This window comes from Geobacillus sp. BMUD, from assembly GCF_013096845.1.
GTDB lineage: Bacteria > Bacillota > Bacilli > Bacillales > Anoxybacillaceae > Geobacillus > Geobacillus vulcani.
This window is the reverse complement of sequence record NZ_SDLA01000001.1, coordinates 657,470-670,870: the sequence shown is the minus strand read 5'-3', so window position 1 is coordinate 670,870 and position 13,401 is coordinate 657,470. Positions and strand designations below refer to the sequence as shown.

13 protein-coding genes are annotated in these 13,401 nt (G+C 55.1%); 4 read left to right on the top strand and 9 right to left on the bottom strand.

The annotated features are described in order from the left end of the window. Window positions 1–26: 26 nt before the first annotated feature. The 6 genes from ETC05_RS03240 to ETC05_RS03215 form a co-directional block, all read right to left on the bottom strand. Window positions 27–1,475: an FAD-binding oxidoreductase gene (locus ETC05_RS03240; protein WP_171660361.1), complete on the bottom strand. Its 1,449-nt coding sequence runs from the start codon at window positions 1,473–1,475 to the stop codon at window positions 27–29. After that, window positions 1,472–2,833 (bottom strand): (Fe-S)-binding protein, encoded by a 1,362-nt coding sequence (locus ETC05_RS03235; protein WP_171660360.1) that lies wholly within the window; start codon window positions 2,831–2,833, stop codon window positions 1,472–1,474. Before ETC05_RS03235 ends, ETC05_RS03240 begins: the two co-directional genes overlap by 4 nt. Further along, window positions 2,833–4,155 carry an FAD-binding oxidoreductase gene (locus ETC05_RS03230; protein ID WP_171660359.1) on the bottom strand — a complete coding sequence of 441 codons (1,323 nt, stop codon included), beginning with the start codon at window positions 4,153–4,155 and terminating at the stop codon, window positions 2,833–2,835. The genes ETC05_RS03235 and ETC05_RS03230 overlap by 1 nt, the downstream gene beginning before the upstream one ends. 240 nt (window positions 4,156–4,395) lie before the next feature. Continuing rightward, window positions 4,396–5,292 (bottom strand): NAD(P)-dependent oxidoreductase, encoded by an 897-nt coding sequence (locus ETC05_RS03225; protein ID WP_171660358.1) that lies wholly within the window; start codon window positions 5,290–5,292, stop codon window positions 4,396–4,398. Next, window positions 5,289–6,083, bottom strand: a complete 795-nt coding sequence (locus ETC05_RS03220; RefSeq protein ID WP_144974193.1) for a hydroxypyruvate isomerase family protein — start codon at window positions 6,081–6,083, stop codon at window positions 5,289–5,291. The genes ETC05_RS03225 and ETC05_RS03220 overlap by 4 nt, the downstream gene beginning before the upstream one ends. 63 nt (window positions 6,084–6,146) lie before the next feature. Beyond that, window positions 6,147–6,734, bottom strand: coding sequence for a TetR/AcrR family transcriptional regulator (locus tag ETC05_RS03215; protein ID WP_171660357.1), 588 nt, complete (start codon window positions 6,732–6,734; stop codon window positions 6,147–6,149). Window positions 6,735–6,909: 175 nt separating this feature from the next. Between ETC05_RS03215 and ETC05_RS03210 the strand changes: the two genes are divergently transcribed. Next, window positions 6,910–7,797 carry an ABC transporter ATP-binding protein gene (locus ETC05_RS03210; RefSeq protein ID WP_171660356.1) on the top strand — a complete coding sequence of 296 codons (888 nt, stop codon included), beginning with the start codon at window positions 6,910–6,912 and terminating at the stop codon, window positions 7,795–7,797. After that, window positions 7,794–8,597: an ABC transporter permease subunit gene (locus tag ETC05_RS03205; protein WP_171660355.1), complete on the top strand. Its 804-nt coding sequence runs from the start codon at window positions 7,794–7,796 to the stop codon at window positions 8,595–8,597. The genes ETC05_RS03210 and ETC05_RS03205 overlap by 4 nt, the downstream gene beginning before the upstream one ends. A gap of 55 nt (window positions 8,598–8,652) precedes the next feature. Here the strand turns inward: ETC05_RS03205 and ETC05_RS03200 are convergent, their stop codons facing one another. From ETC05_RS03200 to cysK, 3 genes are all read right to left on the bottom strand, one after another. After that, complete coding sequence (locus ETC05_RS03200; RefSeq protein ID WP_171660354.1) at window positions 8,653–9,291, bottom strand: Bax inhibitor-1/YccA family protein; 639 nt, start codon at window positions 9,289–9,291, stop codon at window positions 8,653–8,655. Between the two features lie 93 nt (window positions 9,292–9,384). Continuing rightward, window positions 9,385–10,464, bottom strand: a complete 1,080-nt coding sequence (locus ETC05_RS03195) for an AbrB family transcriptional regulator (protein ID WP_483299790.1) — start codon at window positions 10,462–10,464, stop codon at window positions 9,385–9,387. A gap of 258 nt (window positions 10,465–10,722) precedes the next feature. Further along, a complete protein-coding gene (gene cysK, locus ETC05_RS03190; RefSeq protein ID WP_171660353.1) occupies window positions 10,723–11,646 on the bottom strand; it encodes a cysteine synthase A in 924 nt (307 codons plus the stop codon). 224 nt (window positions 11,647–11,870) lie between these two features. Between cysK and ETC05_RS03185 the strand changes: the two genes are divergently transcribed. Both ETC05_RS03185 and ETC05_RS03180 read left to right on the top strand, forming a co-directional pair. Further along, a complete protein-coding gene (locus tag ETC05_RS03185) occupies window positions 11,871–12,974 on the top strand; it encodes a sensor histidine kinase (protein ID WP_031409870.1) in 1,104 nt (367 codons plus the stop codon). A 44-nt stretch (window positions 12,975–13,018) separates the two neighbouring features. Beyond that, window positions 13,019–13,375 (top strand): hypothetical protein, encoded by a 357-nt coding sequence (locus tag ETC05_RS03180; protein WP_031409871.1) that lies wholly within the window; start codon window positions 13,019–13,021, stop codon window positions 13,373–13,375. Window positions 13,376–13,401: the final 26 nt, after the last annotated feature.

The window sequence follows — 13,401 nt, the reverse complement described above, 5'->3', positions numbered from 1 at the left end:
GACTGGCAATCGTTTTTGCAACATTTTCATTTGACTGTCGACGGCGCTTGTTTCGTCTCGACGCACCGCCCCGGCGTCGGAAACAGCTTGCCGGCATTGAGCAAATTTTTCGGATTGAACACATCGCGGATCGCCGTTTGCGCCAAAATTTCCTCATCAGTGAAAATGAAGCGCATCTCTTCTTTTTTCTCAATGCCAACGCCATGTTCCCCTGTAATCGATCCGCCGACCGCCGCGCACGCCTTGAGGCATTCGCTTCCGGCGGCAAGCGCCCGCTCCGTCTCCCCAGGCTTGCTCGCGTCAAACAGCACAAGCGGGTGCAAATTGCCGTCGCCGGCGTGGAAAATGTTGGCGATTCTCAGTCCATACCTGCGGCTGATCGCGGCGATTTCCCGCAGCACTTCCGGCAGACGGCTGCGCGGAATGACGCCATCCTGCACTAAATAGTCAGGCGAGATCGCCCCCATGGCGCCAAAGCCGGTTTTCCGATTCGCCCACCAGCGGGCTCGTTCTTCCTCTGACTGAGCGACTTTCACTTCGCGCACACGATGGCGGCGGCAAATCGTTAAAATATCGTTGATTTGTTCGTCGATTCCAGCGGAAATGCCATCCACTTCAATGAGCAACAGCGCGGCGATGTCTTTCGGATGCCCCACCGGAAACGCGGCCGCTTCGACCGCCTCGATGGCGGTTTGATCCATCATCTCGAGCGCCGCCGGCACAATCCCGGCGGAAATGATGTCGGAAACGGTTTGGCTCGCGTCTTCGACTTCATCAAAATAAGCGAGCACCGTCTGTTTCGCCTCGGGATTTTTCAACAGGCGGACGGTAATTTTCGTCACGATGCCAAGCGTCCCTTCCGACCCGGTCAGCAGCCCGAGCAAATCGTAGCCGGGCGGATCGGGGACGCCGTTTCCGCCGATTTCAATCACTTCGCCGGTTGGCAAGACGACTTCAAGCCCTAAAATATGGTTTGTCGTCACCCCATATTTCAAGCAATGGGCGCCGCCGGCGTTTTCCGCGACGTTGCCGCCGATCGTGCAGCAATATTGGCTTGACGGGTCGGGCGCGTAGTAATAGCCGCGGTGGGCGACCGAGTTCGTCAGCTTCAAATTGACAAACCCCGGTTCGACAACGGCGCGGCGATTTTCCAAGTCCACATGCAACAGCCGCTTCATCCGCGTTAAGCTGATGACGACTTCGCCGTTTAACGGAATCGCTCCGCCGCTTAGCCCCGTGCCGGCGCCGCGGGCGAGAAACGGAAGGTCATGCTTATGGCAATAGTTGACGATTGCCGCCACTTCCTCAGTGCTGTTTGGAAAGACAACGGCCCTTGGCAAATGGCGGTGGACGGTGAACCCGTCGCAGTCATAGGCGATCAAGTCTTCCTTGCGGTACAAAATCGCCGTTTCGCCGACGATGCCGGCGAGCGCCTGAATGTGCGGGTCGTTCGTTGCAATCGGCCGCTTTCTCATATGCGCACGTCCTTCCCTTCTTCTTTTTGATACGCCCAATCGAGCAGCTGCACCGTATGGACGATTTTTTGGGTTCGGCCATGTTTCATGACGCCAAGCGCCATTTGCAGCATGCAGCCCGGGTTGCCCATCGAGATGAGTTCCACCTCTTGCGGCACGTGTTGCATTTTGCTCTCCAGCACCGCTTGCGCCATCTCCGGATGGGTGATGTTGTAAATGCCCGCACTGCCGCAGCAGCGGTCGGCGTTCGGCATGGCAACCATTTCCACCCCCGGAATGCTTTCAAGCAAGGCGCGCGGCTCTTGGCGGATGCCTTGGCCGTGGGCAAGGTGGCACGCATCATGGTACGTGATGCGCACGTTCAGTTCGGCTCGCGGCCGCTCAAAACCGGTATCATGCAGAAACTTTGACACATCCTCGACTTTGGCGGCAAATTGCTCTGCTTTTTCATGCCATTCCGGATCGTCGCGGAACAGTTCCGGATATTCTTTCAACATGCAGCCGCAGCCGGCGGCGTTGACAATGACATGGTCGACATGCTGAAACGCCTCGATGTTTTGCCTAGCGAGCTTCCGGCCCGTTTCGCGGTCGCCGGCATGCACATGAAGCGCCCCGCAGCACGTCTGGTTCGGCACGATGACGACGTCGTTGCCGTTTCGCGCCAATACGCGGATCGTCGCCTCGTTAATGTCGCTAAACATCACGTCCATCACGCAACCGGTCAAGATCGCGACCGTCCGCTTTGTTTCCCCCTTCGCCTTGATGAGCGGCGCGCGCTTATACTTTTTCCGCACCGGCGTGCCGACCTCGGGCAAAACGGCCTCCATCTCCGCCAAATGGTCCGGCATCACCCGCAGCAAGCCGGTTTTGCGCGCCACCGTCTGCAGCCCGCTTTTTTGGTACAGCTTCAACAAGCGGCCCAGCCAATCAAGGCGCGACGGGTGCGGGAACACCCCTTTTAAGAAAAAGTCGCTGACAAACGCCTTCCAGCCTGTAAGCGGCACCGCCTGGCGAAGCTGGCCGCGCACTTGTTCAATCAGACCGCCGACGTCGACATCGGCCGGGCAAGCCGTCGTACAGGCGCGGCAATCCAAGCACGTAAAAATCGGGTCAAGCAAATCCGGCGTTAAATCAAGCTTCCCTTCCCCGACCGACTTCATCAAATGGACGCGGCCGCGCGGGGAGTGCTGCTCCTGGCCGGTTTGTTCGTACGTCGGGCACGACTCCAAACACATGCCGCAATGGACGCAATCGGCCCACTTGCTTGGGTCGGGCAAATCGGCGAACCGGTAGTTGCCAAGGCTCGCGGCCGCACACGCCGGACTGCCCGTCCGCTCACTTGTCATGGCGTTCATCATTAAATCCCCCCAATAAAGCGCTGATCGTTGACCGTTTTGTTTGGATCGACTTTCCGTTTGATGCCCTCAAGCAAGAAAAAGTACGATGGCTTGGCGCCCCAGACATCGATGCGCTGACGCAGCGAAAACGGCAAATGTTTCACCACCGCGTAGCCGCCGAGGCGAACTGCCGTTTGACGCAGCTCCTCGATCGCCGTCAACACGTCCTTTTCGCCGCCGCGCACGTACGCCTGACAAAGCCCATGGCCCAACCCGCCGTGCGCTTCGAGGCGGACATGGCAGCGGTCCGCAATTAAAGCGCTTTCTCGCAAGACGGAGAGCACATCCAAGTTGACAACCCCGATTTTCACTGCCGCTTCCACACCGTTTTCTGCCGGCGCCAGACGCCCGTTTGGCGCCACGGTATAAAACGTCCGCCAAAAGGCGGAAGCCTCCGCGCCGGCGAAAACGGCCATTTCCGCTGTTTGCGGCCGCAGGCGTTCGACCCACTGCTCTTGATAATGAACGGCGCTTTCCACATCTTCAAACCCGATCACAAGCGTATAAACCGGTCGTCCTGTCAGCCGCTCAGCAAGCGCCGGGTTGAGCAGTTCAAAACAAACCGGCTCCATCATCGTATCAAGGAACGAAACGGCGAACGAGCGAATGTCATGAAGATCGCCGCTTGGGAACGACAACAGCACAACGCTTTCATATTTCGCCAGCGGCCGGAGCTTGAACGTAATCTCGCTCAGCACGCCGAGCGTCCCCATCGCCCCGATAAACAGTTTGTTCATGTCATAACCGGCGACGTTTTTCACCACTTTGCCGCCAGAACGGATGACCGTGCCGTCGGGATAGACGACGCGCAGCCCGATGACCGAATCGCGCGCTGACCCATAGCCGAGCCGCTTCGGACCGCTGTCGTTCGCGGCAATGACCCCGCCGATCGTCGCTTCCTCCGGCCAAAACGGGTCCAAGGCGACCTTTTGCCGATACGGAGCGAGCGCGCGCTGCAACTCGCCAAACACCGTTCCTGCTTTGACCGTGACCGTCATATCGGCGGCCGCGTGTTCGACAATGCCGGCATAGCGTTCCAACGACAGCAAGATGTCCGCCTGCGCCCGCTGCCCGCCAAACCCCCGTTTTGTGCCGCGTCCGGCAATGGCGACTTTTTTGCCATGGCGGTCGGCATAGCGGAGCACCGCAGCGATTTCTTCCTCTGTTTGTGGATAGACCGTCACCGCCCCATCATTGCCAAGGGGATGGAACGATTCATTCCGTTTGATTTGTTCCGGATGCAAAAACGCCTGCAGCTCCTCAATCCATGCCAATGAAAGCATGAGCGCCCTCCTTTGTTTCGTAATAAGAAACATTGTTTCTTTTTATCTGTAAAAAAAGCGAACCGCTTTCTTCATCAGGAAGAGCGTCCCGAGAGGATCGGACACCTTTTCTGATCCCCGTCATATCGACAGGCGGTTTCGCCCCAAACAACCTTTTGGGGCCAGCCCCCCCCTACTTCTAATTAAATCATCGCGCCTCCATTTTTTCAATGAATTTTTTGAATTTGACGATCATTTTGTTCATTCTGTCTCTTTCACCACCACTCCAACCCGCTGCTCGAGCAGCTGGATGACTGCTGACATATCCAAATCGGCCAGTCCGGCGGCGATGGCTTCGGCAAACGCTTCTTCTGCTGGAATGCCGAGCCGGCGGCCGAGGCCGATTTCATCCATCAACTCGTTCGCCAAGCGCACGTCTTTATGTACGTATTTCACCGCCCCGCCAGGAGTGAATCGACGAGGCAGCACGAACTGCTCCATATGGCGGCGCAGCATCCGGCTGTCTCCGTAGCTTTCTTTTAGCAGCCGATACAGCTTCCCGGCGTCGAGCCCGTAAGCGACGCCGGCGACCATCGCTTCCGCCGCGGCGACCGAATGGACGGCGACCAAGTACTGGTTGATCGCTTTGGCTGCGCTGCCGGCGCCGCTTTCTCCTAAATATTCGACCGTTTTTCCCAACGCGCCAAGCAGCGGGCGCACCTGCTCCCACGCCGCTTGATCGCCGCCGACCATCATCGTGAGCGTTCCTTGTTCCGCCCCTTCCGGCCCGCCGCTGACCGGCGCATCCAAATAGGCGATGCCGCGCTGACGGGCCCGTTCGGCCACAAGCCGGCTCGTCTTTGGGCCGACGGTTGTAAAATCGAGGCAAACCGTTCCCGGACGGGCCGCCTCGAGAATGCCACCTTCCCCTGTGTACATATTGATGACATCATCCGGCATCGATAAGCATGTGCAAATGACATCCGCCCCGCCGGCCAGTTCTGCCACTGTCGCCGCCTGTCGGGCGCCAAGGTTGACAAGCGGAACCGCTTTTTCTGGCGTACGGTTGTACACCGTGACATTGAATCCCGCTTCCAGCAGGCGTCTGGCCATGCGCGAGCCCATCACGCCTAGGCCGATAAAGCCGACGCGTGTCATCGTCCTCCTCCTTCCTGCCGACGATATTCCTCATACCAGCCCAAACTTTCGCTGCTTTCCCGCGATGGAATATACTCAAGGCCAATCGCTCCATTGTAGCCGCGCTTTTGCAAAAAGGCGAACATCTCGCGATACGGCAGCGCCCCCGTCCCCGGCTCATGCCGCCCGGGGGCATCGGCGAATTGGACATGGGCAATGAGCGGCTCGTAAGCAGCAAACGTGGCCGCCACATCGAAGCCAAGCCGCGCCATATGATAGATGTCATACTGCAGCTTGATGTTCGGCCGGCCGAGATCGCGGATGATCGCCGCTGCTTCCGCAATGTCCGTTAAAAAGTAGCCGGGCATATCGAACGGATTGATCGGTTCAATCATCAGCGTCAACCCATGAACCGCAAGCGCTGCCGCCGCTTCGTCGATGCGGCGCATATACGTTTCCTTCGCCTGCTCGCGCGCCATCTCCTTCGGCACGACTCCAGCCATGCAATGAAGATGCGGCACGCCAAGCTCAACCGCATAGCGCAGCCCCTCTTCCAGCGCCCGCTGAAACGCTTCATGACGATCGGGAAAAATCGCGAGTCCGCGCTCCCCCTTTTCCCAATCGCCCGCTGGCAAATTGATCAACAGAAGCGACAGTTCGTGTGCTTCCAACTCACAAGCAATCGCCTCCGGCGCTGCCGCATACGGAAACTGGCACTCTACCAATGAAAATCCGTGCTGCCTTGCCTTGGCAAACCGGGCGAGAAACGGCGTCTCCGTAAACATGGTCGATACATTGACGGCAAACTTCATCCTGTGACTCCTTCCCCCTTTGTTCTCTTTTGTTATTCTCCTCACTCCCCGCCGATTCCTGCTTCACCGCGTCTCCCCTTTCACACCGTAAAAAAAGAGCCGCACCATGTCTTCGACCAATCGCTCGTTATACAAGGAAGGGGGAATTTTTTCCGACAGCTCCCGCCATCCGTTCAAGTAAAGCAACAGCGCCTCGATCGATAAACGCGGGTCCACTTCCCCTTTTTTCTGGGCTTCGCGAATCATGTCCACCACCAGCGGCAGCACCCGCGTTTCATTTATCAGCTCGATTGAACGGCGAAATTCTTCATCCTCCTGCATCCAGCAGAGCATCACATCTGTCCAACCTTCTTTAAACAATTTCACCTCTTGGAAAATCGTATGCTTCACCTTTTCTTCAAACGATTCCGCTTGCTTCAAAAACGCCTCGTATTCATCCACTTGCCGGATCACGTCATCAAGGAGCGTTTCGCGGATGAGATGTTCCTTGCTTCCGAAATAATTGTAAATCGTGACCGGCGATACATGGGCCTGTCTCGCAATCTCTTGGATCGTTACCTCGCGCGGGTCCCTCATTTTCTGGAGTAACTCCAATACCACCTGCTTGATCGCCTGCTTTTTTTGTTCTGTCCGCCTAGCAAAGCCGTTCATCCAGTACCACCTTCCGCCCTATTGTTCTTTCTCTTATTTTACCTCTCAATAAAATGAAATATAAATAAAAACAAATTACAAAATTCATTGATGAATCTCTAAATCACATCGTATAATAAAAATAAAATATTTAATATAATATATTTCAAAAATCGATTTTGGGGGAGATCGCGCCATGATCGAACTGCAACAGTTGACCAAAGTCTTTCCAAACGGCAAAGGCATTTTTGATGTTACCTTAACCGTCCGTGAAGGAGAAGTATTCGGATTTTTAGGGCCGAACGGCGCCGGCAAGTCGACCACGATCCGGCACTTGCTTGGATTTCTGAAACCGACGAAAGGACGCGCCGCCATCAAAGGGTTCGACTGTTGGCGCGAGTCGGTTCGGGTGCAGGCGTTAATCGGCTATTTGCCCGGTGAAATCGCCTTCCCCGAAGGAATGACCGGGATGGAATTTCTCGACCTGCTGGCCGGGATGCGGCGAATGAACACGACCCGGTACCGCGACGAGCTGATTGAACGGTTGCAATTGGATGTCCGCCTCCCGATCCGGAAAATGTCCAAGGGAACAAAGCAAAAAGTCGGCCTTGTCGCCGCGCTCATGCATGATCCTGAAGTGATCATTCTCGATGAGCCGACATCCGGCCTTGACCCGCTCATGCAGCAAACGTTCATCGATCTGATCCGTGAAGAAAAGCAAAAAGGGAAAACGATCTTTTTGTCTTCACACATCTTTCTTGAAATCGAGCGGACGTGCGACCGAGTGGCGATCATGAAAGACGGCCGTCTGATAGCGGTCAATGACGTTCATGAACTGCAATCGATGCAACGGAAACTGTTTGACGTCATTTTGTCCCGCGAAGAGGATGTCGCGAAACTGCTCGCCTCGCCGCTCGAGGTCGTCCACCATGCCGGCCGCCGCGTCTGCATCGCCGTGCAAGGAAACTACGATGCCTTCATTCGTGAGCTGGCCCAATACAAGGTGCAAAGCCTCGATATCCATGCGCAAAGCTTAGAAGATATTTTTCTGCATTACTATGATCGCCGGGGGGATGAACGATGAATACCGCTTTATATAAACATATGGTCAAAGCGCAGGCCAAAACGATCATCAGCTATTCGGTCGGATCAGCCTTTTATATTGCGCTGATGGCCGCCATCTACCCATCGTTGGCCGATTCGAAAGCCATCAACCATTATCTGCAGCAACTGCCGAGCGAGATCCTCAAAGCGTTCAACATCACCGGCATGGACAACCTGCTCGAATTCATTGCCGGGGAGTATTACGGTTTGCTGTTTATTTTAATCGGTTCCATTTACTGCGTGACCGCCGCCAATCACCTGATGGCGCGCCCCATCGACCGCGGTTGGATGGCCTATTTGCTTGCGACGCCGAATTCGCGGCGAACGATCGCCTTCACCCAAGCGCTCGTACTGCTTACGGGATTAGCGGCGATCGGCGTCTCGACCATCGCCGCGGGCTTTGCCGCCGACGCGTGGTTCGTTGCCGATGATGCTCTCGATGCAGAGCGGTTCCTGATCATGAATGCGGTTGGGTTCCTTCTCTTTTTCGCCATCAGCGGTTATTCGTTTTTCTTTTCCGCTATGGCCAATGACGAAAAACGGGCGCTGTCGTTATCCGGCGGAGCCACCGTTCTGTTTTACAGCTTGGATCTCATCGGCAAGCTGGCCGAGAAAGCCGAATGGCTCCGATATGGGTCGATCTTTGCCGCCTTCGAGCCTGGAAACATCGCCCAAGGCCAAGCGGAATGGCTCCCTGTCTCCCTGTTGTTATTCACGATCGGCGTCCTCGGCTACACGGCAGGGATTGGCCTGTTTACCAAGCGCGACTTGTCGCTTTGATCCGTGCCGTCGTCATAGAAAAAGGGCTGCTCCTTTTGGCAGCCCTTTTCGATGCTCAATCGTCATCGCTGGCGAAAAAACGCAAAATATAGACAAACAAGTTGATGAAATCAAGGTAAATATTGACGACAATCATCGGAATGTCCGCTTCCGTAAAGCCGTAGCGGGCCAAACGGTTGATGTCGTAAATCGTAAAGCCAAGGAAAATCAAAATCCCTAGCGCCGCCACTCCCATTTGCCCGACGCTCGAGAACGGGATGAACCATTGAATGATCAACAAGCCAAGGAGCGCAAACGCGCCAAGCATCAAAAATCCGCCGAGGAACGAAAAATCTTCTTTCGTTCGCGCCGCGTAAATGGCAACGCCCGTAAACGAGACCACCGCTAGGGCAAACGCTTTGAACACCGCTGCCGCGCCGATGATGGAAATGTAATAGCCGATGAGCGGATAAAGCGTCGCCCCCGAGACAAACATAAAGGCAAACATGAGCGGATAGCCGACCGCTTTTTTGCTGCGGGCGAAGATCATCACCAAAAGCAAAATGAGTTCAAGCGCATAAAGCGGCAAATAAAGGCCGGCCGGCATCCATTGCCCAGCATACAGCCCCACTGTCGCAACGGCCAACCCCGCGAGAAATGAAACCGCCAACTTCGCCACCGGGCTGTGCGGACGATAAACGGTCGAATGATTCATGGCAACCCCCTCCTTTTTCTTTCTAGTTTAACATATGTTTGTTTCTTGTCACAGTCCCCTCTTTTTTCCGCTGCCATAGCCATCGCGCCATCCTTATCCGCCGTGCCGCATTGGCCAACGTTCGATCCGTTGAAACCAGCGGGTCGCGAACAGTTTTTTCAGCACTGGCGGGACGACGAACAGGATGAAGAAAATGCGGAACATTTGGTAGCTCGTCACGATCGCAAGGCTCGCGCGCGCTTCCTGCGCCAAAATCCCCATCTGATCCATGCCGCCCGGCGCCAAAGCGATGAAGGCGGTCAAATAAGGGACACCGTGCCAGCTTGTCAGCACAAACGCGGAAGCCATAGAAAACAAAATAAGGAAAAAACCAGTGGCAGCCGCCGCAAGCATCATGTTCCGTTTCTCCTTCATACCAGCCGGCTTAAGCGTGAAACCGAGATACGCCCCCATCGTCATTTGCGCGATGTCCAATATCGGCGCCGGCAAGTTCGGCGCCGGCACCCCAGCGATCACCAGCGCCGCCGTCGCGATGATCGGGCCAAGCAAATACGCGGTCGGCAGTTTTAGACGCTTGCCAACGAATGCGCCGGCAACGGTAACGATGAAATACAATAAAGCAAGGCCCACCGTCCAATCCGGCCCTCGCTCGGTTCCAGCATCCGCAGCCGCTCCGGAGCTGCCGGAAAACATCGGGCCTAAAGCGATGAGCGGAACAAGAAAGACAACGCCCATAAGGCGCGTCACTTGAAAGAGCGTCACGACCGTTATGTCGACTCCTTTTAGCTCTTCGCCGAGAACGAGCATTTGCGACAACCCGCCAGGGATGCTGCCGGTGACGATCGAGCGGAGCGGAATGCCGGTTATGCGCGCCGCCGCACAAGAGAGCAGAAAGCTAAACAATAAAATCAACACTGTCGCCAACAACATTGACGGCAGCTGTCGGCCCATCTCAGCGAGCGTCGCCGCCGTCATCGATGTGCCAAGCGTATAGCCGATCGGGATGAGCCCGGCATTGCGAATGGCCATCGGCCAATACAGCTTTCCTTTCAAAAAACGCTCCGCTATCAGCAACACCGCCGCCGGACCAAGCACCCAGTGAAGCGGGACGCGCAAAAGTGCAAATCCGATGCCGCCTGACGCTGCGATCACAAACGTCAAGGCGATGCGCATCAGGTTGTTCTTCCCTTGTTGTCCTCCCGAAGCCAAATGGAACACTTCCCTCCGCCTTTAGTGAGCGACCGTTACCGAACGATCCCTTCCGCTTTTTGAGGGCGACGCTTTGGGCAAAAAGGGACAGCAACAGCCGCTTTACGATTGGTAAACGAAGAAACGGCAAACAAAAACATTCCTCTCCTGTTTGGCGGAGAGGAATTCTTCCCTTGCCCACGAACGGCAAGGAAACGTGCCGTCATCTTTTGCGCCATTCGCTTAATCGGCAAATAAATCAGATGACAAATACCGCTCGCCGGAGTCCGGCGCCATGCAAAGGACGCGCGCTCCTTTTGGCAGCTGCTTGGCTACTTTGATGGCGTAATAGGCGCTCGCCGCAGCCGAAGCGCCGACCAAAATGCCTTCCTTCGCTGCCAGTTCGCGCGCCATTTGCTGGGCATCCTCATCTTTGATCAAAAAAATGTCATCGTAAATCGAGCGGTTTAAAATTTTCGGGATAAACCCTGGACCCGTGCCGGGAATTTTGTGCGGCCCCGGCTTGCCGCCCGACAAGACGGGCGAGCCGTACGGTTCAACGACATAAATGCGCAAATTCGGGATCCGCTTTTTCAATTCTTCTCCCGTTCCCGTCACCGTTCCCCCGGTGCCGGCGGTGAGCACGAACGCATCGAGCCGCCCATCGAACGCTTCGTAAATTTCCACCGCCGTCGTATGCCGATGCGCGTCCGGGTTGGCCGGGTTTTCAAACTGCATCGGGATGAAGCTGTCAGGGATCTCGCGGGCGAGCCGGTTCGCCTCATCGATCGCCCCTTGCATTCGTTTCTCCGCCGGCGTCAAATAGACTTCGGCCCCGTACGCCTTTAAAATTTTCACCCGCTCGACCGTCGCATTATCCGGCATCGTGATGATGCAGCGATACCCGCGGGCGGCGCACACCATCGCCAAGCCGATGCCGGTGTTGCCGGATGTCGGTTCAATGATCGTGCTTTTTCCCGGCGCAATTTTCCCTTCCGCTTCGGCGCGGCGGATCATTTCCCAAGCCGGTCGGTCTTTGACGCTGCCGCCAGGGTTAAACGATTCAAGCTTCATGTATACATCCGCCCCGTTCGGGTCCGGAAGGCGGCGCAGCTTGACAATCGGCGTGCCGCCGATCAAATCTAAAATCGAATCATACAATTTCACGACCGTCCCCAACCTTTAGCAAAGTATTGGTTTTCCCCTTTCATTATAGATGATTTTTCTTTTTTCGTTCAAACAGTCTGTCCCGCCGGCTGCATCGGGCGTTTTCCAATCGTTGTTTGCAAACGGAAATTCGTTGGGTCGGACCGATTGCGATTTTTCCTCTGTTCTAGTCGGATATTCCCCCTTATAATAAAAAATAAACGATGGAAAGCGAGGTGGCTTTTTTGGCATCTGCCGCACAGCAGCTCGTCACCCATTTGGAAGCCCATTTGCCGAGCTTTCTCGCCTATTGGCGGCAACATATGAAAATCGCCGACGATGACAAATACATCGATCATGTCGAACAAAACGGCTTAGCAGTGTTTGAGTTGGTGAAAGAAGCACTGTTGCGGTCGCTATCTAGCGATACGGTCGAACGGTTAGCCAACAAAATCGCCAAAGAACGAGCGGAAATGAACGCCGGCATCGGCACCCTCGTCTACAACGTCAACCTTGGACGGCGGCTGATCATCAATCACACGTTGACCGCACCGCTGTCGGTCAACGAGCTGGCTCCGCTCATCGACCATTTAAACGAGCTGTTTGACCAATTTTTGTTTCATGCTGTCACAAAATACAACGAGTTAAAAGAAAAAGAGCTGCATGAAAAAAACACGCTCATTGCCAAGTCGCATCAGGACCGGCTGACGCTGCTTGGACAAATGTCATCCAGCTTTGTCCATGAATTCCGCAACCCGTTGACAGCCATTATCGGTTTTATTCAATTATTGAAATTTGAACATCCGCATCTTCCCTATTTAGACATTATCGATCATGAACTGCAGCAGCTGAAATTTCGCATTTCGCAATTTTTGCATGCCTCACGCAAAGAAATTGTCGAAAGTGAGAAAGAAACGTTTTCGCTACGCCAACTGCTAGAGGAAATTATCGAGTTTTTGTACGCCACGATCGTCGACAGTGATGTCGACCTTTCGCTGGCAATCGATGAATCCATACATATATTTGCCTATAAAGACCAGCTGCGCCAGGTGCTGGTGAACATTTTGCTCAACTCGATCGAAGCGGTGAAAGAAAGGGAAAAACCACGGCGGATCAACATCGCCGCCCGCTGCCAAGACGGAATCATCATCATCGAAATCGCCAACAACGGCCCGATGATTCCGGCCGACATTGTTGAAACGATTTTCGAGCCGTTTTTTACAACGAAAAAACTCGGAACCGGCATCGGCCTGTACATTTGCAAAAAAGTGATCGAAGACCACGGCGGGGATATCTGCTGTTCTTCCGACGACAACATGACGACGTTTTCCATCCGCCTCCCTGCATAACGAACAGCGAAAATGGGCAAGATGGAGGAAAAAAGGTGATGCCGATGAAAACGTCTTGGAAAAGCTGGTTGGAGCAGGCGGCAAGTGCCATCCGCGAATGGCTCGAGCGGGAAGCGCATTCGTTCGCCGAACTCGCTGCGTTCATCCGCCATCATCCAGATACCGTGCGGTCAGAACGCACATGGCTTGGCTTGACGTACCGGTTCTACTCGCTCGCTATAAACGGAGTGGCATTGAAAATGGAAACGAAAGTCACCCGCGAAGGCAAGGAACGCATTCTCTTTTTATCGGTCCATGCTCCGCGTACGAAAGCCGCTGTCTACCGCGCCTATGACGAAGACAGTGATTTGGCGGACATCATCGCCACTCCGCCCCTGTCCCAAAAAACCGCACCGATTTGACCACGGTGCGGTTTTTCTCATCATCA